This window comes from Rickettsia sp. 109562A South Dakota, from assembly GCF_055791265.1.
In genome coordinates this window covers 647,869-670,851 of record NZ_CM147703.1, presented here as the reverse complement: position 1 = coordinate 670,851, position 22,983 = coordinate 647,869, and the positions used below count along the sequence as shown (strand labels likewise).

Genomic DNA, 22,983 nt, shown 5'->3' with positions numbered 1-22,983 from the left:
AAAAATTCTAAAATAATTCTAGAAATTTTATAATTTAGATGATATAAAGTTAAGCCATAACCGGAGAGATGGCCGAGTGGCCGAAGGCGGCGGTTTGCTAAACCGTTATACGGGTCATACCGTATCGAGGGTTCGAATCCCTCTCTCTCCGCCAGCTCAGTTTAAAGTATTATGCTCTTTTATTTTCTTTATAATGCTTAGTATACTTATCTAGTAAAATCCTAATCATTTTTTGATAAGGAACGTGGGCAGTAGCTGCCTGACCTTTAAAAAATTCTACACTTTCTTTGCTTAACGAAATAGTTACTTTTACTGAATCATCTTTTAATAATAACTCTTTAGGATGCGGTCAAAAATCTTTTACTATTTTTACTGTACCTATTTCTCCGTCAGTGTATTTTGTTTTCTTGCTCATAAATCCTCTGACCTTTTTGCGGGTATCCTGCTCCAAAAATTCTTATATGGTTATCTCGAAACATAAAACGGACTGTTAAAATATTATCGTCAACTTTTCCTAAACAAAAATATCTTTTCTCGGTAATACTATGGTCTATATCTTCTAAAATTATTCTTTTTATATCTAGAAAAGCTTTCTGGGCTTCATAAAAACTTACATTATGCTTCTGGGTATTACTTTTATTTTTTTCTTCATCCCATTCAAAAGAGGAATGCATTTTTAACCTATAATCATTAATTTAATAATAGTTTGCTTTATATTAAATGTCCATATATTTATATGGGTAGTAAGCCATACCATTAGTTTTAAATTAAAGCATAACAAGGCTTAAACGCTGCCTGAATCAAAGCTAACCTGAACTCCTTAAAAGTTCGCATAACGTACCACACCCCCCCCGCCAGTCTGGAAAGCCCGCCACTTCTTGCAGTTTATCGAACGGGAAAGCCTGTATCATAATTTCTTTACAAAAAATTAAATTGTAAAGAAACTTATACTGTTTTATATAAAAGCCAATAGGGGATTTCGCTTTACACGATAAATAAGAAAACGAAGTGCAACTTAATACACTTCATAAGGATCGGAATGTAAGGGATTAGGATATTTCACCGCCCCCACAATATCTTTACTAAGAATAGCGTCCAAACGTCCGAAAATTTTTATTGATTGTTTCAATAATTCAAAATCTTTATGATAAACCTAAAACTTAATCTGATTCACCTATTATTTTAAGGGGGCTTGTGCTAATTTCTTCAGATTCTATTAATAAGTACCAGTTCATAATGTTATCCGAATTATATTTAATAGGATTCCATGAATAGGGACGAGGAGGCAATTCCCCTGCTAAGTAATTTGTTAAAATTTCATTAGTTTGTTCTTTATCATGAAAGCTTAATTTTATTTGATCATTTTCTATCCAATGTTTTAGCTTTCCTGCTTCTTCTAGAGTTGCAAATCTCACATTGCAACAACCTTCTTCACCGGCACTAGATGTTAAACCCACATGGATTGGAGCTGCATCTATTTTCTTAAATATATCTATACCAAGACTCATATCTCGGCTTATTATATCCTGTATCTCTCTCCAAGTAACCCTTGCACCGCTTATCTTAGCAAAGATTAATTTATCGTATGATACTCCGTCTTCAGAATGAGTATGTGTATAGGCAATAATTAATCCTGCAAGCTTATTGTAACTTCTTGAAATTATTATCATAGTTTACTTTTTAAAAAATTTTTAAATTATAGCTCACTTTCTCCGGCTCTTTCATCACCTAACATAAAGTTAACTTTTATACCAAGATAATATACCTCCAAAAATCAATGTAAATAAATAATTTAAAAATTAATTTAATTAGGTTGAAAGTTAATTTATACAAATATTTTTTTATATTTTTACTATGCTTTATGTATAAATATTTAAGTTCCTTTGTAATAATTGGTATATCTAAAGTTTTATACCAAGTATTTATAAGCTATCGATTCGATCAAAAAATTTACTCATGCTCTATTAGCGGCACAATAAATATGTGATAAATAAACTAATTGAAAGAAAAAAAATAAGTAATATACAGCAATGGCTCATTTTGAGATTGAAAAGCAAGCAATACTATACTATCGTTGGTAGCTATAATTAAATATAGTAAAAATATGCTTTTTCAATCAATAAATTTATACTCTATCTTAGTTGCGGGTCTTACAGCTACGGTTATAGTTTTTATGCGTCAATTATCTTATTACAAACAACAAATTATTAATAAGGACTTCAAAATAATACCTGCCCATTTAGATAAAATATTTTTATATAAACTTCTTAATAATAACTGCGATAGACATTCTGCTCTTGAAATAATGAAATCATATTTTAAGTTAAAAACCGCAAGATCGTTATCATATGAAGAACTTGAAAATGATGAACAATTAAGCGAATTATTTAGAGATTCTTTAAACTATTTTATTGATAATTTTATGTCAAAATCCGATAAATCAGTTGCAGTAAATAAAGCTTTTAGTACCCAAGATGAACATAACACTATTCATAAATTATATGCCTTTTTAGAGAAAGATAAAATATCGGATAAAACACATCAAATGCTTATATACGTTAAAGTGCCTTATATAATGACCAAAGACGAAGAAGAAAGCTTAAACACTTTCATACACTTGGCCACGATAATGTAGATTTTTATGGAAATGAAATTATAGTAAACTCAGCCCCATTTTGTGACAGGCGCGAGGAGCGAAGCCTATATATTAATAGGCGAGACGACGAGCAACGAAGCACAAAGTTCAAATCAGTTTACTATAAAAGACCAAGTTAACAATATAAACTATAAAGGAGCTATTAAACAGAAAGCAATGGAGTGAGCCGTACAGCAAAAAGCATTATGGTATTGACACTAAATTTAAAAGTGAGCTTAACGAAGCGTATGAGCGAATCTTGCAAAATTCGGCGTCAAGAGCTTAATATTGAAACTGTATTTTTAGAGTTGATTTAAAGCCCGGTTTAGAGTTACCTAAACCGAGAAATAAATTATTACTTACCTAAAAGTGGATATGTAACATTTTTTAAGAACTTTCGTTTAATATAAGTACATACTAAAAATGTAAGTATGGTGCTTGGAACATAGCGAATTATCGTAGGTAAATATCTTATTAAGGTCTTAGTTGAAACTAAGTCAGTAAACGGAGTACTTATGCCCTCTACTAACTCTCTACTTTTTGATCTTAAAGAATCTAAAGTATGATATCTATTTTTATATTTTAAATAACATCTAATAGCTTCAATAACCATAGAAGATATAATAGAGATTATTCCACTTTGCATAAGAAAATAAAATTCCGTAGTATCCGAACAATAACAATAATTAGCAGTAATTATTAAAACTAAACCTAGAATATTAAAAAAAATAGACAAATAGTTTGCCATAAGATTTACGCCTAATGCTACTGTTTAATAATTCATACATTAGAGATTTTAACATTGAATTACCTATTTCATAAGAATAGCGAGCAATACGCCTGCACCAAAAGCGTAAGCGAGATTCCGCAAAGGGTGGTCACGTGTCGACTCACATAAATCTGCTACATTAGCTTTACCTTTATCCATTCCTTTATTTTTATAATGTTCCATAACGGATGATAAATTACCTAACTACTCATCAAGAATATCTCCGGATTTATCTTTTAAATTATGCAAATCTAGAAACTAAGTTTTCAATATCTTTTTTGATACCTTCAACATCTTCTTTAGCAGAGTTTGAATTTGATTCTTGCATAATTTACTCCTTTATTGATTTACACTTTATTAAACAAATTATTTTGCTTATAATTATATGATACTCCTCTTATAAGCACTTTACAATAGCTTAAATAACATTATGGAAATAAATTTATGAGATTTTAAAATAAAAAAACCGAATCTAAAATAGATTCGGCTGAATTTAATGATTTTTTGTTTCTTACTATTTACTGCCAAATGAAGAAACGATTTTATTAATTAATGATTCAATATTAATTGCTGATTGAGTATATCTTATTTCTTCATTAGCCGCTAAATTTTCATCATCATTACCGGGTACGATCGAAATATACTTACCTCCAAGTAACCCACTGGTGACTACTTGAGCTTTAGAATCTTTAGGTATTTTAACATCATCATTAATATTTAGATATACACTTGCGTAAAAGCTATTTGGGTCTAAAGTAATTTTCTTTACACTACCGATTTTTATACCTGAAATCATCACATCGCTTCCGACTGCTATACCCTCTGCACTCTGAAAATTAGCGGTTACCTGATAACCTTTTGAGCTAGTTATAGAACTACCTGTTTTGTAGGCAAAAATCAAAAATAGCAAGGCAATAATTAATACTACAAAGCCGATAATTGTTTCAATAATATTCTGTTTCATTGTTTTTTTATATTTTATAATTAATTACGGTTGCCATCTATTATATTTAAGATTTGATGTTTTAGGCGGCTTTTTAGCTATTTTATTAGACATCTTCCCAAACTCTACTTCTAGAGGTAATTTATACGTCGATCCAGTACTCGCATCCTCACGTACGTTTATGTACGCTGCGGTGCTGCGTTCCGTGTCTCCTTTAAATTCCTCTCTATAAGCGAATTTGGAAAGATATCTATTATCCTTTTGCCATGGAAAAAGCTGAATATTTTTTGGTATCTCATTTACTAAATGATGTAACCAAGCATGCCAACTTGGCGAAATTTTTGTAGGTTCATTTACATTTTTATAAATAACAAATCGCCTTGGACGTCCTAAATAATTAATATTACGGCTTTCATAATATTGATTCAACAACTCATCTTCTCCTACTTTTTTGTGAAAAAAAGTAATAAAAAACTTATCTATCCACGACATTTTAAAATTTCTATAGCAGTTTGTCTTCCTTGCACTGCAAGCTTATCGGCAGCAATATTACCGCTATTATTTGTATGACCTTTTACCCATTTCCAAATAATAGTATGTTTACTCAATTCTGCGTATAATTTTTGCCATAAATCAGCATTTTTCACGGGTTCATTGTTGCTTTTACACCAATTATTTTTTACCCAATTATGAATCCAAGCGGTAATTCCTTGTTGCAAATATTTACTATCAGTATAAATCTCAACATTATAAGATTTTTTCAAAATCCTCAATGCTTCAAGTGCTGCCGTAATTTCCATACGATTATTAGTCGTATCTAATTCATACCCTAATATTTCTTTGCTAGTATCATTAAATTGAAGTAAAGCTCCCCATCCTCCGGGACCAGGATTACCTGCACATGCACCATCAGTATATATAACTACTTTCGATATATTCTCTTTCAATATTTTAACTAGGTTTAGGTTTAGAAGAATTACGAAACTTATCTAACATTATAACATTTGGAGATAATGAAGTCTTACAACTTTTATTATTACTTATCTCCTCTTCATGTTGATGATTTTCTTGTACATTTAACGACTGATTAAAAGTTAGGCTGTAATTATTATTGGAATCAACAAAACTGATAAGTGCATCAAAAGGTACGTAAATTATTTCTTTAACACCGTCAAAACTTACCGTTAAAGAAAAGCCCGTATCATTTACTATTAAATTTTCAAACTGATATTGCAGTACTATTGTTATTTGTTTTGGATATGCTTGCTTAACTTTTAAGGGTAAAATTACCGCAGGATTATCAGTTCTATATGATATATATATTAACTGATCCCAATATAAATTTTCATGCTGAATTTTTGTTAGAATTTTTTTCACAAATTCTAGCATATATTCATTCATAAATTTTTTATATTCGGTATTCATATGAGAAAAGTAAAATATACACTCTAAAATAAATAAAAATAGGTAGACGAAGTTTAATTTGGAAAAGAGGACTCGGCGCCTTGAGGCTGATAACTACAGCGTACATACTAGTACATGAGTGAGGATTATCAACAAAAGACTTTGTTGCCCATTTTTCAAATTAAACAAGTATACGTGAGGGTTTTTCTGTTGCCCGGCAAACCCCCAAGCCGCGTAGGTTTAAGCTGCAGCTAAAGCTGGAGCACCTACATAACGATTATTATCGTTTGCGTTTCTTTGTTTTGACCCATATGGCAAAAGCCATCGGCGGAATCATCCCGAGTAAAAGCAATTTTTTTATTAAGCACGTCGATCCTATTGCGCCCCCAAAATTGTTATTGTGATGGTTCGTTCTATGTCATTCCCGCGAAAGCAGGAAGGACATAAGAACCATACATAACACTTACATATTGGTGGAGGCGTCGGGTACTGCCCCCGAGTCCGCAACCTCTATTCTAAATTACGTTTATTACTATAGCTATATTAGCATCTAGTATTATGCCTTAATTTGATCAAAATGTAAAGGTCAAATCAGAATTCTAGATTTATATTAAAAATGCACTTATAATAAATGTTTAGACTTCTAAATTAAAAACTTATTATGCTACCAAATCTTGGAATTATCGCAGGCAGAGGTTCATTACCTTACTTAATAGCCAATAATTATACTACGCAAGGCGGTAAATGTTATATAGCGGCAATTAAAGGCGAAGCCGATATAAACCAAATTAAAAATTTTGAATATAAAGTTTTAAAAATTGGTATGGTCGGGGAAGCTATAAAATATTTTAAGGAGAATGAGGTACAAAATATTATTTTTATAGGCAGAGTTAATAGACCGAATTTTAAAAATTTAGCCGTAGATAAAATAGGCGGTTTATTGCTTTTCAAAATACTTGGACAAAAAATTCGAGGAGATGATAGTTTGCTAAAAACAGTAGCAGATTTTTTTGAAAGTTACGGTTTTAAAGTAATTTCAAGTAACGAAATATATAAAAATCAACAATGTGACTCCAATATTATAACCGATACTAACCCTACGAGTTCAGATAAAAATGATATTGAGCTTGGAATAAAAATATTAAATCATTTAAGTCCATTCGACATCGCACAATCGGTTATAGTTGAAAGTGGCTACATACTTGGTATAGAAGCTGCCGAAGGGACGGATAATTTAATAGCGAGATGTGCAGATTTACGTAAAAATCCTCATGGAGGAGTGTTAGTAAAAATACCGAAATTAGGTCAGGATACAAGGCTAGATATGCCGACGATCGGTCCGGATACTATACGAAACCTTGCTAAGTATAATTATAGCGGTATAGCAATCAAAGCAGATGAAGTGATTGTAGTCGAACAAGAACTAACTGTAAAACTCGCTAATGAACATAAAATTTTTATAGCAAAATGTTAGCAATAGGTATTACCGGTAGCTATGCATCGGGAAAAACTTTTATTTTGGATTATCTAGCAGAGAAGGGATATAAAACTTTTTGTGCCGATCGATGCATAAAAGAATTATATCAAGATTTGAGCGTGCAAACTCAAATCTTAAAATTGCTACCTGAACTTGAGTATTTCAATATCGGAAAAATCAGTAATTTAATCTACAATAACGACCTATCTAGAGAGAAATTACAAAATTTTATTTACCCCTTACTAATAGATAAACTCATTTTGTTTAAAAAAGAAAACGCTAATTCCAAATTTGGTTTTGCTGAAATACCTCTGCTTTATGAAGCTAAATTTGATAAATATTTTGATTTTGTCGTAACAATATATTGCTCTGAAGAAGTAAGAATGCAAAGAGCGATAACGAGATCTTCGTTTGACATAGAAATTTATAATAAAATCAAAGAAATTCAACTATCACAAGAGAGCAAAATAGCAAAAGCAGATTTTTCTATAAATAGCGGCGTTGATATGTTAGACTTGGAAAAACAAATAAGTAATTTAATAAAAAAGTTAGAATGTCGAGTTTAAGAGAAATAATTTTAGATACCGAAACTACAGGACTTGACCCGCGACAAGGTCACCGAATCGTTGAGATCGGTGCTATTGAGATGGTGAATAAGGTATTAACAGGCAGGAATTTTCATTTTTATATTAATCCTGAGCGAGACATGCCGTTTGAGGCTTATAGAATTCACGGTCTTTCCGGTGAGTTTTTGAAAGATAAGCCTTTATTTCATACAATAGCCGATGATTTTTTAGAGTTTATCTCAGATAGCAAACTTATTATTCATAATGCTCCTTTCGATATAAAATTTCTAAATCATGAATTATCATTATTAAAGAGAGCCGAAATTAAACTCTTGGAACTAGCAAATACTATCGATACTCTTGTGATGGCTAGAAGCATGTTTCCGGGAGCAAAATATAATCTTGATGCATTATGTAAAAGATTTAAAGTTGATAATTCCGGTAGACAACTTCACGGTGCTTTGAAAGATGCGGCATTACTTGCAGAAGTGTATGTAGAACTAACAGGCGGTAGACAATCCGCTTTTAAGATGGTTGATCAATCTATCGGAATAAATAATTTAGCCACTAATCAGGTAAATAACAAAACACGACAAGCTACTATCGTTATTAAACCTACAAAAGAAGAACTACAGAAACATAAAGATTTCATAAATAAGATTTTAACACCGGCTTAAATTGTGATACTAATGTCATTCCTACGGAGGCATTGTTGCGTGAATCAAAAAACGCACTCAGTGTCATACCGTGGCTTGACCACGGTATGACAGCAAAAAAACTGATCTACGCGGGCATGACATTGGATAACCATGACTAACAAAACTAATTTAACAAATTTCTTTGTACTTATAACCTTTATAATACTTATCTCTTTAGGCTTTTGGCAGCTTAGTCGTTTAAAAGAAAAGAAATTATTTTTAGCCTCAATGCAAGCTAATCTAACCTCACCTGCAATTAATTTAGAAGAACTTGGTAGCAATGTAATTTATCGTAAGGTAAAAATTACCGGTCAATTTTTGCCTAATAAAGACATATATTTATATGGTCGGCGATCAATGTCGAGTGAAAAAGACGGCTATTATTTAGTGACTCCCTTTAAAACTCTAGAAGAACAAATTATTTTAGTAGCACGAGGCTGGTTTAGTAATCGCAATAAAAATATTATTACACAAGCAGCCAATGATCAAAAACATGAAATAATTGGTGTTACTATGCCTTCCGAAAAAACCCGTAGTTACTTACCTGCCAACGATATAAAAAATAATGTGTGGCTAACGTTAGATTTAAAAGCTGCATCCGAAGCTTTAGGGTTAAATCTAGAGAATTTTTATATTATCGAGGAAGGAAAAGACATTAGCCATTTAGATATTTTATTACCTCTTTCAATCAATCATTTAGCAGCTATTAGAAACGACCATTTAGAATACGCCCTAACTTGGTTTGGACTTGCTATTTCCTTAATCGTAATCTATGTGATTTATAGGCGTCGTTAAATACATGACTTTTGAAAAACGCTCTGGTGTCACCCCGTGGCTTGACCACGGGGTGACAGAGGGAAAATTGATCCACGCGGGAATGACATCGGATCCATACAATATAAAAACAAGAAATAATGAGTGACTTACAAAGAGAAGCATCTGATCCTAATTATTCCGTTTGGGTATCGGCATCGGCAGGTACCGGTAAAACCAAGATCCTAACCGATCGGTTCTTACGCTTATTGATCAAAGGAGTAGAACCTTCAAATATTTTATGCCTTACTTTTACTAATGCTGCTGCCGTAGAAATGCAAGCAAGGATTAATAGCAAACTTAAACATCTTTCTCTTTGCAATGCAGAGAAACTAGAAGAAGAACTTTTTTTAATGCTAGGCAATAAGCCGTTGCCACAAGAAATAGAAAACGCAAAAACTTTATACGATAAAATACTAAATAGCAATGAGCCTTTAAATATCTATACTATCCATGCGTTTTGTCAAAAAATCCTTAAAACTTTTCCTTTAGAAGCAGGTATCACACCGGAATTTAAGATTCTTGAAGAAACCAAGCTACAAGATATCTTCCTAAATATCAGAAATGAAATTTACTTAAGCGATGAGCATAATGACTTAATTAAAATTTTACTTAACCGTTTTCATGAAATAACTCTGCAAGATATTTTTACCGAAATAATAGAGCAGAAAATTAAATTCAAAAAGTTATTTACTCATAAAACTATTCCGGGAGAAATACAAAATAAAAGATTAGCATTAGGAGAATTAAATAATATTTACGATAAGGTAAAAAACTTATTTGTAGAATATGATTTGGAAATAGAACCGAAAGAAATTTTTTTTACCAAAGACGGAAAAAAACGTAAAAGCCTTTTATCGAAAGAATTAATAAGAAAATATCCTAAATTATTGCTAGAGCTAGAAAAAATTACCTCTGAAATTTACCGCTTAGATGAGCTACGTCGCATAGAGGAACTAGAATATCACACGAATTTACTTACTAAACTTGCTTATATTATTTTAAAAAAATACGATTCATATAAAGAAGAAAATAATTTACTCGATTACGACGATTTAATTTACTACACCGAAAAATTACTAAATAATAAAGCTACGCACGAATGGTTGCTGCATAAGCTGGAGAGTGCAATAAATCATATTTTGGTTGATGAAGCACAAGACACAAGCCCCCCGCAATGGAATATTATTACTACTTTAATAACAGCATTTAATGTCATAGATAAGCCAAATAATAGCGTTTTTATAGTAGGCGACGATAAACAATCCATCTTCAGTTTTCAAGGTGCCGATCTTCGTAATTTCAGCTTAGTAAATGAGCAACTAAAAGCAAACCTTACAAATGCTAATAAGAAATTCAAAAATATCACCCTTGAATATTCATATAGATCATGTGCAGAGATTTTACAATTTACTCACTATGTTTTGAAAAATATAAAATCTGATGACCCTAATTTATTCTTTCCGGATAATCCTTTAATATCCTCATTTCGCACACATCAAGGTACAGTAACGGTTTGGCCCTTAGTGACGAGCGAAAAACAAGAAGAACTTTTTTGGGCATTGCCTGAAGATTATGAAAATTCTAAATCTGCAGCCGATTTACTTATAGAGAAAATCGTAAATTTCATAAAAGAAAAAATAGAAAGCAAAGAAATCTTGCCCTCTACTATCTGTGCAATGAAGAGTGGTTATACGAAGATCAACTTGGAAAAGAGCAAGGAGTCTGTAAGCCGAGGAGCGGAGCGTATACTAAACGTTCAGCATCCTAGGGCTTACAAAGACGACTTAGCCAATTTTTCAAGTTCATCGAGTATATCTGAAAAAGATTTTATGATATTAGTACGAAAGCGAGATGAATTTAGTAATAATTTGATAAAAGAACTTAGCAAAGCTAAGCTTAAGGTTGAGATAAGTGATAGAATTAATCTTAAAGATCATTTATCAATAATGGATTTAATGTCCGTGGCTAAATTTGTGTTATTACCTGATGATGATTTAAACCTTGCCTGCTTACTAAAATCACCGATTATTGGAATAAATGAGCAGCAATTATATGAACTGCTTATAAATAAAAAAGATGAAAGCCTGTGGGATAATCTATTCTCATACCTTGATATATACGAAAAATTAAATTCCTTAATTGAGATTTATAAAACCTCAACTGCCGAGAATTTTTTTACTCTAGTAGTTAATAGTCTAAATTTGCGTAAACTCTTAAATGTTCATAACGGCGATGATAGCGATGACATGATAAATGAGTTATTAACATTAAGTAGTAATTATGCGAATGATATAAATAATTCTTTGCAAGGATTCGTTGCTTGGTTTGAAAATAACGATATCTATATTAAACGTGATATGGAACATTCGGATAAAATAAGAGTAATGACCGTACACGGCTCTAAGGGACTTGAAGCCCCTATTGTTATATTATGTGATTCTACTTCTTTACCGGTAAGCAGCAATAAATTTATTTGGAATGATAACGGGGAAATGTTTTTTTCTGCGAATGCTGCTGATACTCCACAATTTTTGCAAGAACTAAAAGAAGCTGAAAAACTAAAAGACCTACAGGAATATATAAGACTACTCTACGTTGCAATGACGAGAGCTAAAGACCATCTAATTATATGCGGCTTTAGTAATAAAGCTGCTACTTCTGAAAACTCTTGGTATGAAATAGCTAAACAAACTTTTGATAAATTTTTCAATTAATAGTTGTTTTATTAAGTATAATATGTTATTAAGACGCGCATATAATTTAAAATAGCGTCTTATGTTGAAAATTTTAGAAAATTTTTTTGAAAATAAAGCAAGAATTAAAATAGAAAAGTTTAAGCAATTACCGCCTTTACATGCAGCAGTTGAAGAAGATAATATTTCAAACGTAAGAATATATTTACATAGAAAATGTGACGTAAACGAGCAAGATATTAACGGTAAAACAGCTCTGCATCATGCTTATGAAAAAGGTAATAAGGAAATAATAAAAATACTACTTCAATATCATGGCATCGATAAGAATATCCAAGATAATAACGGCTATATTCTTTCAGAATGTAGTACTGAATTTGAAAATAAAGTAGATAAGCTAGGAGAAGTCATAGAATAAGAATAGCTTAACAAATTCACTAGAAAGAATAAACTAGTATATTAATCTAGTTTACTAAAAATATGAAAACTATCGGAATCTTTGAAGCTAAAACCCATTTATCTGAAATTGTTAAAAAAGGGGAAGAAATTTGTATAACAAATCGAGGTAAAGAAATCGCTATTATAATGCCGTTTAAAAAATATTATCAAAATAAAATAGAAGAAGCTTTTATTGGGCTACAAAATTTAAAAGAACGTGTTCCACTGGGCAGTTTTCAGGATATTATTGAAATGAAAAATGAAGGACATAAATGAATTTAGTAGTTGACTGCTCTATAGTTATGTCTTCGATTTTGCCTGAAGAAAATCAACTTGAGATACAATATCACTTATATAAGATATGTGCACCTGCGATATTTTATCTCGAATGTAATAATGTTTTATTATCTGCTATAAGCAGAAAAAGAATTAAGCTAGAAGATTATCAAGAATATTTAGAAACTATTCAGAATTTGCTAATTTATATTGATAAATTCTCATGTATGCCTGAATCTTTGTATTTTATTAATGAACTAGCTATACAAAATAAATTATCTACCTATGATGCTTCTTACCTAGAACTTGCTATAAGGCTAAATGCCAAAATAGCCACTTTCGACAAAAATATAATAAAAGCATGCCATAAGCATTCTGTTGAAGTATTAAAATAATTATAAAAAGAACTGTGTCATGCCATGACTTGATCAGCGTTGTTGCGTGAATCGATTTTCTGATTGTCATCCCGCAACTTGTGAGCTAGATCCAGTTAAAAATACTAAAATTATTAGTGCTGTAAGTTGTTATTTTGGATACCGTGGTCAAACAACTAGATGACACTGAACTCGTTTTTCGATTCACACAAGTAAGCCTATCGCAGGAGTGGCATAGAATCACAGCTAACCATTACCAAATATCTCTTCTAGTTCTGCTAAACGTTTCTCTATTGCATCAATATCTCTTTTTTTTAAAGGTCTTTCTAGTAAATCTGCTATCTCAGCTTTGAGATTTTCTAAATTTTCTTTTGAAGTAAACTCTGCTACGAGTTCAGATATGGGCTTTTTATTTTGATTGGACATGCAGTTGCTCCCGATTGATTAAACTTAAATTGCTCAAGTTTCAACCACCGAAGTGTCACCTCTGGTGGTCGGGGCGTTCAAAGAACCGTCACAGAACAGTTATAATAGCTTTTAGGTTAAAGCATACACTTTAAACCTTGAACATAGCTAAAATCACCCCAACCATGACAAAGTTGAGGAGCATTTTTTAAATGGATAATGCTAACCATCTGTGACAAAGGGCTTTGAAACCCCGGAATAACGTTGCCGCTATTCTTGCGGAAGATTTTAATCAATTTTTTTAAAAAGTCAATTGGCTATTGCGGAGGTTTGTTGCATGGATCGGAAAATGCCCTTAATGTCATTCCCGCGTGGATCAGTTTTTTCAGTGTCATCCCACGACTTGATCGCGGGATCCAGTAAAAATACTAAAATTATTAGCATTATAAGTTGTTTTGCTGGATACCGTGGTCAAGCCACGGTATGACACCGAACACGTTTTTCGATCCACGTAACAATGCCCGCTCGCAATGACGACTCGGGTATCCCATACAAGCGAACCTTAAGTGCGAATGGCATCGGCAGCCTAGCAACAACATCTATATTAGATTAAACTAACAAGCCTCTATAAGGCTAGGATTAGAATCACCAATCAATATACCGAATCCTTCTCCTCCGTTATTACCTTAATCACTATGGTTATGATAATCTTTAGGAACGCATGAATAAGCAGAAAAATCTTTTAATAATACTACTTCAAACTTAGCAGTTATATTCCCTTGAGAATCAGCTTTAACTAATACTTTTTGACCTGGACTTATTTTACTAATCTCTTCTTTACTAATTTTTATACCATTAATTCTTATTGCTTTATTAAAATTCTTAGTTCTAATAATAGTAGCTTCCTGATCAGCCGGTATAAGAATATCTATTCTATTTTGATTATTAGAAGCAGACTTAGGAACTGCTCTCGATGTCATAGTATTAGCTAACATATATGCCAAGCTAAGAGCTGCATCTTGTGAACTAATATTAACAGCACCAATATCGGTATAATTTGTTGAATTTGTGTTTGTTGTTTCTGAACTAACTAAACCGGCTATAGGTAAATTAATACCACTAACTCTAGCTATTGGTAAATCAGTACTTGTAGAGTCAATAATCATTCCTACATTTAGGATTGGACTAGCAATAGCAGGAATTGCTACTGAACCACCAGCAGTAATAGTATCCCCTGCTGAAACAGCAATCAAATTTTGGTTTGCTGTAGCCTCTATATCGGCATTATTTCTAATATTTTGTCTCATCATAATTTATTTCCTATTTTAATTATAATTGGAAAAGCATTATATAACAAAATTAATAAAAGTAAATATATTAACTATTATTTTGTTTTTCCTCCTGCTGTTTATACCAAAGTTCTGCGTAATAGCCTTTGTGCTGTAGCAAGCTTTTATGGTTGCCTCGCTCTACTATATAGCCACTATCTAAAACAATAATTTCATCTGCATCAATAATAGTTGATAATCTATGAGCGATGATCAGGGTAGTATGGTGTGCCAAGATTTCTTTAAGGCTTGCTTGAATTAGCTTTTCGATTTTAGTATCAAGCGAGCTAGTTGCTTCGTCAAAAACATATATTGCCGGATTTTTTAGGATTGTTCTTGCTATCGCTATACGTTGTTTCTCACCGCCCGAAAGCTTTAATCCTCTCTCGCCTACCTGCGTATCATAGCCTTCGGGTAGCATGCTAATAAACTCATGAATATGGGCATTTTTTGAGGCTGCTATAACTTCATCGAAGCTTGCTGCATTATTACCGTATGCGATATTGTAATATATCGTATCGTTAAACAATACCGTATCTTGCGGGACAATTCCGATACATTTACGAAGCGATTGTTGCGTAACTTCTCTTATATCTTGATCGTCTATAGTAATACTACCGCTACTAATATCGTAAAACCTAAAAAGCAAGCGTGAGATAGTTGATTTACCTGCCCCGCTACTACCGACTACTGCTAAGGTTTTGCCGCTTCCGATCGTAAAGCTTATATTATGCAAAATCGGACATTCCTGATTATAAGCGAAGCTAACATTATCGAAACTAACCTCACCTTTTGAGATAATTAGCTCCTTAGCGTTCACAGCATCCTGCACTTCTGCCGGTATATCAAGCAGCTTAAACATATCTTCCATACTAACTAGAGCGTTCTTAATTTCTCTATAAGCAAAGCCAAGTATTGAAAGTGGAATTGATAATTGAAATAGGTAAGTATTAACCATTATTAAATCACCGACGGTCATTTTATTTTGGTTAATAGCATTTGCCGAAAGTATCATTAAAGAAACAAGCCCTAAGGATATAATAACATCCTGCCCGATATTTAAAATCGATAGACTGTTAGTAGTTTTAGTGGCTGATCTTTCATAAGTTTGTAAAGCCTCATTAAATTTCACTGCCTCATATTCTTCATTACCAAAATATTTAACGGTTTCAAAATTCAACAAACTATCGATTGCCCTATTATTGGCAGTGTTGTCGCTTTGGTTCATTTCCCTTGCAAATGAAATCCTCCAAATGCTAATTAGGAAAGTATAACCAACATAAACTATCATTGTTATTAAAATAGTCACGGCAAACCATATACCGTAAACATACCATAACATCCCGCTTACAAGTACGATTTCTACGCTTGTCGGGAAAATATTAAATAGTGAATACCGCAGCACCGCTTCAATACCTTTAGTACCACGCTCTATTGATCTACTTAAGCCTCCTGTTTTTCGGGTAATATGAAAACGCATACTTAAATTATGCATATGTTTAAAGACATTTAGAGCAACTAAGCGAGTCGCCTGATGCCCTACTTTTGAAAAAATGATATTTCGCAGCTCACTGAAAATTTGGACAAGTATTTTAGTACCGCCATATGCAAAAATAATCCCAATAATAACCGAAAGAGCAAAGTTTTCATTTAATCCGTCTATTATATATTTATAAACAATCGGAACAAAAATATTGATTATTTTAGCTATGACTAGACAAATAAGAGAGGTAACAATACGTAACCTAATATCAAAATCCTTCGACCATAAATAAGGAAGAAGTAGATAGAATGAATTTTTGTGATTGTTGTTTTTGAACATTGCTATTGAGGTTTTTGTAAATTTGTATGGCTTTGTCATCCAGGAAGCTTGTAGGTGTGACTCGATGTCATTCCCGCGTAGGCGGGAATCCAGAAAAATACTTACCTAAATCTTCCCAATCAGGATTGAGTTTTTCTATTAATTTTATTTTCCAACTACGATTCCACTTCTTTAATGCTTTTTCTCTAGCAAAAGCTTCTTTAATATCAGCAAATCCTTCTGTATAAACAAGCTTTATAACATCATATTTTGCCGTAAATCCCTTAACTGCTTTTTGCTTATGTTCATAAGTACGGCGTAATATATTATTAGTAATACCAATATACAAAGTACCATTGCGATCAGAACACAATATATATACCCAATACATTTTTATTATTTATTTTTTCTGGATTCCCGCCTACGCGGGAAGGCATTGTTGCGTGGATCGATTCCACCCCTTTCATCCTGCGACTTGTGAGCTAGATCCAGTTAAAAATACTAAAATTATTAGTATTTTAAGTTGTTTTTTGGATACCGTGGTCAAGCCACATTATGACATCGAACGCGTTTTTCGATCCACGCAACAATGCTTACGCGGGAATGACATAGAACTAGCTCTTTTACTTCCTCCCCCCCCCGGCAGCAGGCGGAGTCTTCTTCGGCTGTCCTTCTAACAACTTATCAAGCCTGCCTTCTTCATTAAGCTTCTGTAAATCATCATTACCACCTATATGAATATTATCTATAAATATCTGCGGGACGGTTCTGCTGCCACCGGCTTTCTTAATTAATTTTTCTTTCTCTTCCTGAGTAAAATTACTTACTTCAATTTCCTCATAAACCACCTCTTTCTTATCAAGCAACGCTTTAGCTTTTATACAATAAGGACAACTAGCGAGAGTATAAATAATGATCGTATGTAATATAGTTTTATTCATAATGTTATATTTTTTTGTTAGATTTTAATATATTATCTTAAACTATAGTTTTTAAAGCAAGTAAAAATGCATGAATAATCTTTCTATTATCTCAGAATATAAACCGGCAGGCGATCAGCCAAAAGCAATAGATGAAATTATAGCAGGATTAAATAGCAAGAAACGTTCTCAAATGTTGCTCGGTATTACGGGATCAGGTAAGACTTTTACTATGGCGAATATTATTGCAAGAACGAATCGCCCTACTCTTATTATGGCACATAATAAAACTTTAGCGGCTCAAATTTATTCAGAAATGAAGTCGATTTTCCCGAAAAATGCCGTTGAGTATTTTGTCTCATATTATGATTATTATCAGCCCGAAGCTTATATAGCACGCACCGATACTTTTATAGAAAAAGACTCATCAATTAACGAGCAGATTGATTTAATGCGTCATTCCGCTACAAGATCGCTATTAGAAAGACGTGACGTTATAGTAGTTTCTTCCGTTTCATGTATTTACGGGCTTGGCTCTCCTGATTTATATTACCAAATGACGGTTAATTTAGAATCAGGTAAAAGCTACCCTCGTGATACACTACTAAATGATTTGGTAAATCTGCAATATGAGCGTAACGATATTGGGTTTGAACGTGGCTGTTTTCGGGTTAAAGGTGATAATATCGATATTTTTCCCTCACATTATAGCGATAAAGCTTGGCGTTTATCGTTTTTTGGCAATGAACTCGAATATATACATGAATTTGATCCCCTAACAGGCGAAAAACTTGCTAAGCTCGATAAAGCTATGGTCTTTGGTAATTCACATTTCGTGATGCCGCAAGAAACAGTAAATAAAGCCATATCAGGCATTGAGGAGGAGTTACAAAAACGCTTAGAATTCTTAAAGTCACAAGATAAACTACTTGAAACCCAAAGACTAAATCAACGTACTCAATACGATCTTGAAATGTTAACCGAAACCGGTAGCTGTAAAGGCGTTGAAAATTATTCGAGATTCTTTACAGGGCGTAACGCCGGTGAGCCACCGCCGACGTTATTTGAGTATCTACCGAAAGATGCGTTATTATTTGTTGATGAAAGCCACGTATCCGTACCACAAATTAGAGCGATGTATAACGGCGATCGAGCAAGGAAAGAAGTGTTGGTAGAGCATGGGTTTCGTCTGCCTTCTGCTCTTGATAATAGACCTTTAAAATTTGAAGAATGGGAAAAATTTAGACCGCAAACCGTTTTTGTATCTGCAACTCCGGGACCATTCGAGTTAGAAGAAACCGGCGGCCTCGTAGTAGAATTAATTATCAGACCTACGGGACTGCTTGATCCTGAATGCATTATAAAGCCTGCTACTAACCAAGTTGAGGATTTAATTAGCGAGATTCAAAACACTATCGCTAAAGGTTTGCGTGTTTTAGTCACCACCTTAACAAAAAAAATGGCAGAAGATTTAACTACCTATTTGCAGGAACTAAAATATAAAACCTCTTATTTACATTCTAACGTTCATACACTTGAGCGTATTGAAATATTAAGAGATTTAAGGCAAGGTACTATCGATATTTTAGTAGGTATTAATTTGCTTCGTGAGGGTCTCGATCTCCCTGAATGCGGTTTAGTAGCCATACTTGATGCTGACAAGGAAGGGTTTTTACGATCGGAAGTATCGTTAATACAAACGATCGGAAGAGCTGCACGAAATAGCGAGGGCAGAGTAATACTTTATGCCGATAAAATGACTAAATCTATTGATAAAGCCGTTAGTGAAACGACGCGTAGACGACAGATTCAACAGGAATATAATGAAAAACACGGCATAATTCCAAAAACCATCAACCGTGCTATTCACGCTTTAACGGAACTTGAGAAAATCGATAGTAAGCTTGATAAAAAACAAGCTCATACTTTATTTGATAACCCTGCTAAACTAAAAGCTCATATTGACAAATTAAAAAAAGAAATGCTTAAAGCTGCAAGTAATCTTGAATTTGAACAAGCCGCAAAACTTCGTGATCAGCTAAAAACTCTAGAAGAGGCGGCGTTGGAATTGAGCTAATATTTTTATTTAATGTCAAGAGAGCAGAAGTAAACGAAGTTTAATTTGGAAAAGAGCAAGGTGATTCGAAGCTTTTGACCGCAGCGTAGTTTGACCTAGGTGAGGATCAAAAGCGAGAAGCAACGACACCAATTTTTCAAATTAAACGAGTATACCTAAAGCTTTTCCTATGATACGGTGATAAGCCGTGCGTATTAATAGCTTCGATATGTTCTTTGGTACCGTAGCCGGAATTTTTGTGCCATAAATATTGTGGAAATTCAGTGCTTAAATCTAACATCAAACGATCCCTAGTAACTTTTGCAACAATAGAAGCCGCTGCAATCGATAACGATAAATTATCACCGTTAACTATACTAACAAATCTCTTGTCATTAAACTGCATATTACCGTCAACTAAAACTATTTCCGGTTTAATAGTAAGATTTGCCGCAGCAATAGAACAAGCTTTTTTAGTTGCTTCTAATATATTAATCTCATCAATTTCGGTATGGGAAATAATAGCGGTTGACCAAGCATAATTACTAGTTATTTGCTCATATAATAATTCTCTTTTCCTTTTAGAAAGCTTTTTAGAATCTTTAATACCTGGGATAATATTTGTGTTATCTATTACAACGGCGCTAACTACTACCGGACCTGCGAGCGGTCCTCTACCTGCTTCATCTATACCTGCTACAATATACTCCTGATATTTCTTCTCATACTGTAATAAGTCTACTTCCATAATTGTATTTTTTTAATTTTTAATGTATACTCGTTTAGTTTGAAAAATTGGCGTCGTTGCATGGAGCGATGTCATGCCCCCGCGTAGGCGGGAATGACATTAGTCGTTTTTTAAAAACTATGCAACAAAACCTAAAATAACTTAGAATTATAAAAAAGTAAAAGTGCAAAATTATTTTCAATTATTAGGGCTACAGCAAGATTACGATATTGATCTTAAGATACTAGAAAAGCAATATTTTGCTATGCAGGTAAAATATCATCCCGATAAAGCAAAAACTTTGCAAGACAAGGAACAAAATCTAATTATTGCGGCTGCATTAAATAAAGCTTACTCTACTCTTAAAGATGCCTTAAAACGTGCCGAATATATGCTGCTTTTGCAAAATATAAACTTGAATGACGAAAAGGCACGCACTCTACTTTCTAGCCTAGAGTTAAGCATATTTTGGGATGAAATGGAAATAATTGAAAATACTACCATATTTAGTGATCTAGCAAAAATAAAAGATAAATATGAATTAATGGAAAAGCTCGAAATTGATTCTTTAAAACAAGCTTTTGAAGCACAAAATCTATCAGATGCGACTATAAAAACTAGCAAACTTAAATATATTGGAACATTGCTTAATAAGCTGCAAGAAAAAATAAAATCATGCAAATAATAGAAATTAAGGAACCGGAGCAAACTGATTTTAAGCAAGAACGGCAAATAGCAGTCGGTATCGATTTTGGCACTACTAACTCATTAATAGCTATTTCAACTAATAGAAAAGTTCAAGTTATTAAGACTATAGATGATAAAGAATTAATTCCGACTACTATAGAATTTACAGACGAAAATTTTACGATAGGTAATAATAACGGATTGCGTTCCATTAAAAGACTATTCGGGAAAACATTAAAAGAAATTCTAAATACGCCCGTACTTTTTTCGTTAGTTAAAGATTATCTAGATATAAATAGTGATAAACCTAAGCTAAATTTTGCCAATAAAAGGATGCGAATCCCTGAAATTGCAGCAGAAGTTTTGATTTATCTAAAAAATCAAGCAGAGAAGCAATTAAAGACTAATATAACTAAAGCAGTTATAACGGTACCTGCACATTTTAACGATGCAGCAAGAGGCGAAGTAATGCTTGCGGCTAAAATAGCAGGTCTTGAAGTATTAAGGCTAATTGCCGAACCTACTGCTGCTGCCTATGCTTACGGCTTAAATAAAAATAGACTCCTTAGGAAGCTCTCTTATAGAGAGGAATTTGTAGGAAACACGCAGCACAGCACCGCAACGTACAAAGGAGTACATGAGGATGCGAGCAGCGGATTGACGCACAAATTACCTCTAGAAGTAGAGCTTCCTAAGGAGTCTAATCAAAGCGGTTGTTATTTAGTATATGACCTAGGCGGCGGCACTTTTGATGTATCTATTCTTAATATACAAGAAGGTATTTTTCAAGTTATAGCAACAAACGGCGATAATATGCTTGGCGGTGACGATATAGATATAGTAATTACACAATATCTTTGTAATAAATTTGATTTACCTGATTCTATAGATACTTTACAACTTGCAAAAAAAGCAAAAGAAACTTTAACATATAAAGATAGTTTTAATAATGATATTATATCACTTAATAAGCAAACATTAGAACTATTAATTTTACCTTTAATAGAACGTACTATCAATATAGCCAAAGAGTGTTTAGAACAAGCAGGCAATCCAAATATAGATGGAGTTATTTTAGCAGGCGGTGCAACCCGCATTTCTTTAATAAAAAATGAATTATATAAAGCATTTAAAGTAGATATTCTATCAGATATCGATCCTGACAAAGCAGTTGTATGGGGGGCTGCATTACAAGCAGAAAATTTAATAACACCCCATACAAATTCATTATTGATTGATATAGTACCTTTATCGCTGGGCATGGAATTATATGGCGGTATAGTTGAAAAAATCATCATGCGTAATACTCCGATTCCTATTTCGGTAGTAAAAGAATTTACGACTTATGCCGACAATCAAACCGGTATACAATTTCATATATTGCAGGGTGAACGTGAAATGGCTGTAGATTGCCGCAGCCTTGCAAGATTTGAGTTAAACGGATTACCTCCGATGAAAGCAGGCGATATTAGAGCCGAAGTTACTTTTGCTATTGACGCAGACGGTATATTATCCGTTTCTGCTTATGAGAAAATCAGTAATACATCACATACTATAGAAGTAAAACCAAATCACGGTATTGATAAAACGGAGATTGATATTATGCTAGAAAACGCTTATAAAAATGCTGAAATAGATTATACTACAAGATTATTACAAGAAGCAGTAATTGAAGCAGAGGCTTTAATCTTTAACATAGAACGTGCTATAGCAGAATTAACAACTTTATTATCGGAAAGTGAGATATCTATAATTAATTCTTTATTAGATAATATAAAAGAAGCCGCACGTGCTAGAGATCGGAGCTTAATTAATAATTCTATTAAAGATTTTAAATCCAAAATAAAAAAATCTATGGATACAAAGTTTAATATAATAATTAATGATTTGCTAAAAGGCAAAAATATCAATCAAATTAAATAGCCTCAGTTATATATAAAATTTTATATATAATCGAATTAATTTAGATA

The 22,983-nt window shown here is 32.8% G+C and carries 25 protein-coding genes, 1 tRNA gene, 1 other RNA gene and 3 pseudogenes; 14 read left to right on the top strand and 16 right to left on the bottom strand.

What is annotated here, in order from left to right; genetic code table 11:
• Positions 1–62 precede the first annotated feature (62 nt).
• A tRNA-Ser gene (locus tag ACIAS7_RS03720) sits at positions 63–154 on the top strand.
• Positions 155–169: 15 nt separating this feature from the next.
• Here ACIAS7_RS03720 and ACIAS7_RS03715 read toward each other — a convergent pair.
• The 3 genes and pseudogenes from ACIAS7_RS03715 to ACIAS7_RS03705 all read right to left on the bottom strand — a co-directional run bounded on the left by ACIAS7_RS03715 (position 170) and on the right by ACIAS7_RS03705 (position 1,670).
• Positions 170–415 (bottom strand): annotated as a pseudogene (locus tag ACIAS7_RS03715) (CopG family transcriptional regulator).
• On the bottom strand, positions 390–674 hold the full coding sequence (locus tag ACIAS7_RS03710) for a BrnT family toxin (protein ID WP_473198247.1): 285 nt from the start codon (positions 672–674) through the stop codon (positions 390–392). Before ACIAS7_RS03710 ends, ACIAS7_RS03715 begins: the two are co-directional and overlap by 26 nt.
• A 486-nt stretch (positions 675–1,160) precedes the next feature.
• Entirely contained in the window at positions 1,161–1,670 is a 510-nt protein-coding gene (locus ACIAS7_RS03705) for a hypothetical protein (RefSeq protein WP_473198246.1), read from the bottom strand.
• Between the two features lie 404 nt (positions 1,671–2,074).
• Between ACIAS7_RS03705 and ACIAS7_RS03700 the strand changes: the two genes are divergently transcribed.
• Complete coding sequence (locus tag ACIAS7_RS03700; RefSeq protein WP_473198245.1) at positions 2,075–2,635, top strand: hypothetical protein; 561 nt, start codon at positions 2,075–2,077, stop codon at positions 2,633–2,635.
• A gap of 42 nt (positions 2,636–2,677) precedes the next feature.
• Complete coding sequence (locus ACIAS7_RS03695; RefSeq protein ID WP_473198244.1) at positions 2,678–2,821, top strand: hypothetical protein; 144 nt, start codon at positions 2,678–2,680, stop codon at positions 2,819–2,821.
• 169 nt (positions 2,822–2,990) lie between these two features.
• Here the strand turns inward: ACIAS7_RS03695 and ACIAS7_RS03690 are convergent.
• The 7 genes and pseudogenes from ACIAS7_RS03690 to ssrA all read right to left on the bottom strand — a co-directional run bounded on the left by ACIAS7_RS03690 (position 2,991) and on the right by ssrA (position 6,339).
• Positions 2,991–3,438: pseudogene (locus ACIAS7_RS03690) on the bottom strand (hypothetical protein).
• Between the two features lie 8 nt (positions 3,439–3,446).
• A pseudogene (locus ACIAS7_RS03685) lies at positions 3,447–3,732 on the bottom strand (hypothetical protein).
• A gap of 186 nt (positions 3,733–3,918) precedes the next feature.
• Complete coding sequence (gene mlaD / locus ACIAS7_RS03680) at positions 3,919–4,368, bottom strand: outer membrane lipid asymmetry maintenance protein MlaD (protein WP_023507540.1); 450 nt, start codon at positions 4,366–4,368, stop codon at positions 3,919–3,921.
• A 24-nt stretch (positions 4,369–4,392) separates the two neighbouring features.
• Entirely contained in the window at positions 4,393–4,839 is a 447-nt protein-coding gene (locus ACIAS7_RS03675) for an NADH-ubiquinone oxidoreductase subunit NDUFA12 family protein (protein ID WP_473198243.1), read from the bottom strand.
• Entirely contained in the window at positions 4,827–5,294 is a 468-nt protein-coding gene (rnhA, locus tag ACIAS7_RS03670) for a ribonuclease HI (protein WP_473198242.1), read from the bottom strand. Before rnhA ends, ACIAS7_RS03675 begins: the two co-directional genes overlap by 13 nt.
• 4 nt (positions 5,295–5,298) lie before the next feature.
• Entirely contained in the window at positions 5,299–5,772 is a 474-nt protein-coding gene (locus tag ACIAS7_RS03665) for a ClpXP protease specificity-enhancing factor SspB (RefSeq protein ID WP_473198241.1), read from the bottom strand.
• Positions 5,773–5,947: 175 nt separating this feature from the next.
• Positions 5,948–6,339: a transfer-messenger RNA gene (ssrA, locus tag ACIAS7_RS03660) on the bottom strand.
• Between the two features lie 73 nt (positions 6,340–6,412).
• Here ssrA and ACIAS7_RS03655 point away from each other — a divergent pair.
• The 8 genes from ACIAS7_RS03655 (at position 6,413) to ACIAS7_RS03620 (ending at position 13,110) form a co-directional block, all read left to right on the top strand.
• Complete coding sequence (locus tag ACIAS7_RS03655; RefSeq protein WP_473198240.1) at positions 6,413–7,225, top strand: LpxI family protein; 813 nt, start codon at positions 6,413–6,415, stop codon at positions 7,223–7,225.
• The gene (gene coaE, locus ACIAS7_RS03650; protein ID WP_473198239.1) at positions 7,219–7,794 is read left to right on the top strand and encodes a dephospho-CoA kinase; all 576 of its coding nucleotides are present in this window, start codon (positions 7,219–7,221) and stop codon (positions 7,792–7,794) included. The genes ACIAS7_RS03655 and coaE overlap by 7 nt, the downstream gene beginning before the upstream one ends.
• Complete coding sequence (gene dnaQ / locus ACIAS7_RS03645; protein WP_473198238.1) at positions 7,782–8,471, top strand: DNA polymerase III subunit epsilon; 690 nt, start codon at positions 7,782–7,784, stop codon at positions 8,469–8,471. Before coaE ends, dnaQ begins: the two co-directional genes overlap by 13 nt.
• A 132-nt stretch (positions 8,472–8,603) precedes the next feature.
• On the top strand, positions 8,604–9,287 hold the full coding sequence (locus ACIAS7_RS03640; RefSeq protein ID WP_473198237.1) for an SURF1 family protein: 684 nt from the start codon (positions 8,604–8,606) through the stop codon (positions 9,285–9,287).
• A 119-nt stretch (positions 9,288–9,406) separates the two neighbouring features.
• Positions 9,407–12,022 carry a UvrD-helicase domain-containing protein gene (locus tag ACIAS7_RS03635; protein WP_473198236.1) on the top strand — a complete coding sequence of 872 codons (2,616 nt, stop codon included), beginning with the start codon at positions 9,407–9,409 and terminating at the stop codon, positions 12,020–12,022.
• A 61-nt stretch (positions 12,023–12,083) separates the two neighbouring features.
• Entirely contained in the window at positions 12,084–12,419 is a 336-nt protein-coding gene (locus ACIAS7_RS03630; protein ID WP_473198235.1) for an ankyrin repeat domain-containing protein, read from the top strand.
• Positions 12,420–12,481: 62 nt separating this feature from the next.
• Positions 12,482–12,715 (top strand): type II toxin-antitoxin system Phd/YefM family antitoxin, encoded by a 234-nt coding sequence (locus ACIAS7_RS03625; RefSeq protein WP_473198234.1) that lies wholly within the window; start codon positions 12,482–12,484, stop codon positions 12,713–12,715.
• Positions 12,712–13,110, top strand: coding sequence for a type II toxin-antitoxin system VapC family toxin (locus ACIAS7_RS03620; RefSeq protein WP_473198233.1), 399 nt, complete (start codon positions 12,712–12,714; stop codon positions 13,108–13,110). Before ACIAS7_RS03625 ends, ACIAS7_RS03620 begins: the two co-directional genes overlap by 4 nt.
• A 225-nt stretch (positions 13,111–13,335) precedes the next feature.
• Here the strand turns inward: ACIAS7_RS03620 and ACIAS7_RS03615 are convergent, their stop codons facing one another.
• From ACIAS7_RS03615 to grxC, 5 genes are all read right to left on the bottom strand, one after another.
• Positions 13,336–13,515 carry a hypothetical protein gene (locus ACIAS7_RS03615; protein WP_473198232.1) on the bottom strand — a complete coding sequence of 60 codons (180 nt, stop codon included), beginning with the start codon at positions 13,513–13,515 and terminating at the stop codon, positions 13,336–13,338.
• Between the two features lie 665 nt (positions 13,516–14,180).
• Complete coding sequence (locus tag ACIAS7_RS03610) at positions 14,181–14,804, bottom strand: hypothetical protein (protein ID WP_473198231.1); 624 nt, start codon at positions 14,802–14,804, stop codon at positions 14,181–14,183.
• A 67-nt stretch (positions 14,805–14,871) separates the two neighbouring features.
• Positions 14,872–16,644, bottom strand: a complete 1,773-nt coding sequence (locus tag ACIAS7_RS03605; protein ID WP_473199404.1) for an ABCB family ABC transporter ATP-binding protein/permease — start codon at positions 16,642–16,644, stop codon at positions 14,872–14,874.
• 67 nt (positions 16,645–16,711) lie between these two features.
• Positions 16,712–17,014, bottom strand: a complete 303-nt coding sequence (locus tag ACIAS7_RS03600; protein ID WP_473198230.1) for a GIY-YIG nuclease family protein — start codon at positions 17,012–17,014, stop codon at positions 16,712–16,714.
• 232 nt (positions 17,015–17,246) lie between these two features.
• Positions 17,247–17,564 carry a glutaredoxin 3 gene (grxC, locus tag ACIAS7_RS03595; protein ID WP_473198229.1) on the bottom strand — a complete coding sequence of 106 codons (318 nt, stop codon included), beginning with the start codon at positions 17,562–17,564 and terminating at the stop codon, positions 17,247–17,249.
• 70 nt (positions 17,565–17,634) lie between these two features.
• Here grxC and uvrB point away from each other — a divergent pair, with 70 nt between their 5' ends.
• Complete coding sequence (gene uvrB / locus ACIAS7_RS03590; RefSeq protein WP_473198228.1) at positions 17,635–19,620, top strand: excinuclease ABC subunit UvrB; 1,986 nt, start codon at positions 17,635–17,637, stop codon at positions 19,618–19,620.
• 136 nt (positions 19,621–19,756) lie between these two features.
• On the opposite strand, the gene ACIAS7_RS03585 is transcribed toward uvrB, so the two are convergent.
• Complete coding sequence (locus ACIAS7_RS03585) at positions 19,757–20,347, bottom strand: ribonuclease HII (protein WP_473198227.1); 591 nt, start codon at positions 20,345–20,347, stop codon at positions 19,757–19,759.
• A 163-nt stretch (positions 20,348–20,510) separates the two neighbouring features.
• On the opposite strand from ACIAS7_RS03585, the gene hscB reads away from it, so the two are divergent.
• Both hscB and hscA read left to right on the top strand, forming a co-directional pair.
• Positions 20,511–21,011 (top strand): Fe-S protein assembly co-chaperone HscB, encoded by a 501-nt coding sequence (gene hscB / locus ACIAS7_RS03580; RefSeq protein WP_473198226.1) that lies wholly within the window; start codon positions 20,511–20,513, stop codon positions 21,009–21,011.
• Positions 21,002–22,936 (top strand): Fe-S protein assembly chaperone HscA, encoded by a 1,935-nt coding sequence (gene hscA / locus ACIAS7_RS03575; protein WP_473198225.1) that lies wholly within the window; start codon positions 21,002–21,004, stop codon positions 22,934–22,936. The genes hscB and hscA overlap by 10 nt, the downstream gene beginning before the upstream one ends.
• The last annotated feature ends 47 nt before the right edge of the window (positions 22,937–22,983 follow it).

Bases quoted from the DNA above. Each gene is read 5' to 3' on its own strand.
- ACIAS7_RS03710 (WP_473198247.1), bottom strand. From the start codon at position 674: ATGCATTCCTCTTTTGAATGGGATGAAGAAAAAAATAAAAGTAATACC.
- ACIAS7_RS03655 (WP_473198240.1), top strand. From the start codon at position 6,413: ATGCTACCAAATCTTGGAATTATCGCAGGCAGAGGTTCATTACCTTAC.
- ACIAS7_RS03605 (WP_473199404.1), bottom strand. From the start codon at position 16,644: ATGTTCAAAAACAACAATCACAAAAATTCATTCTATCTACTTCTTCCT.
- ACIAS7_RS03665 (WP_473198241.1), bottom strand. From the start codon at position 5,772: ATGAATACCGAATATAAAAAATTTATGAATGAATATATGCTAGAATTT.
- ACIAS7_RS03705 (WP_473198246.1), bottom strand. From the start codon at position 1,670: ATGATAATAATTTCAAGAAGTTACAATAAGCTTGCAGGATTAATTATT.
- mlaD (WP_023507540.1), bottom strand. From the start codon at position 4,368: ATGAAACAGAATATTATTGAAACAATTATCGGCTTTGTAGTATTAATT.
- grxC (WP_473198229.1), bottom strand. From the start codon at position 17,564: ATGAATAAAACTATATTACATACGATCATTATTTATACTCTCGCTAGT.
- ACIAS7_RS03675 (WP_473198243.1), bottom strand. From the start codon at position 4,839: ATGTCGTGGATAGATAAGTTTTTTATTACTTTTTTTCACAAAAAAGTA.
- ACIAS7_RS03620 (WP_473198233.1), top strand. From the start codon at position 12,712: ATGAATTTAGTAGTTGACTGCTCTATAGTTATGTCTTCGATTTTGCCT.
- coaE (WP_473198239.1), top strand. From the start codon at position 7,219: ATGTTAGCAATAGGTATTACCGGTAGCTATGCATCGGGAAAAACTTTT.
- ACIAS7_RS03640 (WP_473198237.1), top strand. From the start codon at position 8,604: ATGACTAACAAAACTAATTTAACAAATTTCTTTGTACTTATAACCTTT.
- ACIAS7_RS03625 (WP_473198234.1), top strand. From the start codon at position 12,482: ATGAAAACTATCGGAATCTTTGAAGCTAAAACCCATTTATCTGAAATT.
- ACIAS7_RS03610 (WP_473198231.1), bottom strand. From the start codon at position 14,804: ATGATGAGACAAAATATTAGAAATAATGCCGATATAGAGGCTACAGCA.
- hscA (WP_473198225.1), top strand. From the start codon at position 21,002: ATGCAAATAATAGAAATTAAGGAACCGGAGCAAACTGATTTTAAGCAA.
- ACIAS7_RS03615 (WP_473198232.1), bottom strand. From the start codon at position 13,515: ATGTCCAATCAAAATAAAAAGCCCATATCTGAACTCGTAGCAGAGTTT.
- uvrB (WP_473198228.1), top strand. From the start codon at position 17,635: ATGAATAATCTTTCTATTATCTCAGAATATAAACCGGCAGGCGATCAG.
- ACIAS7_RS03600 (WP_473198230.1), bottom strand. From the start codon at position 17,014: ATGTATTGGGTATATATATTGTGTTCTGATCGCAATGGTACTTTGTAT.
- ACIAS7_RS03585 (WP_473198227.1), bottom strand. From the start codon at position 20,347: ATGGAAGTAGACTTATTACAGTATGAGAAGAAATATCAGGAGTATATT.
- dnaQ (WP_473198238.1), top strand. From the start codon at position 7,782: ATGTCGAGTTTAAGAGAAATAATTTTAGATACCGAAACTACAGGACTT.
- ACIAS7_RS03630 (WP_473198235.1), top strand. From the start codon at position 12,084: ATGTTGAAAATTTTAGAAAATTTTTTTGAAAATAAAGCAAGAATTAAA.
- ACIAS7_RS03635 (WP_473198236.1), top strand. From the start codon at position 9,407: ATGAGTGACTTACAAAGAGAAGCATCTGATCCTAATTATTCCGTTTGG.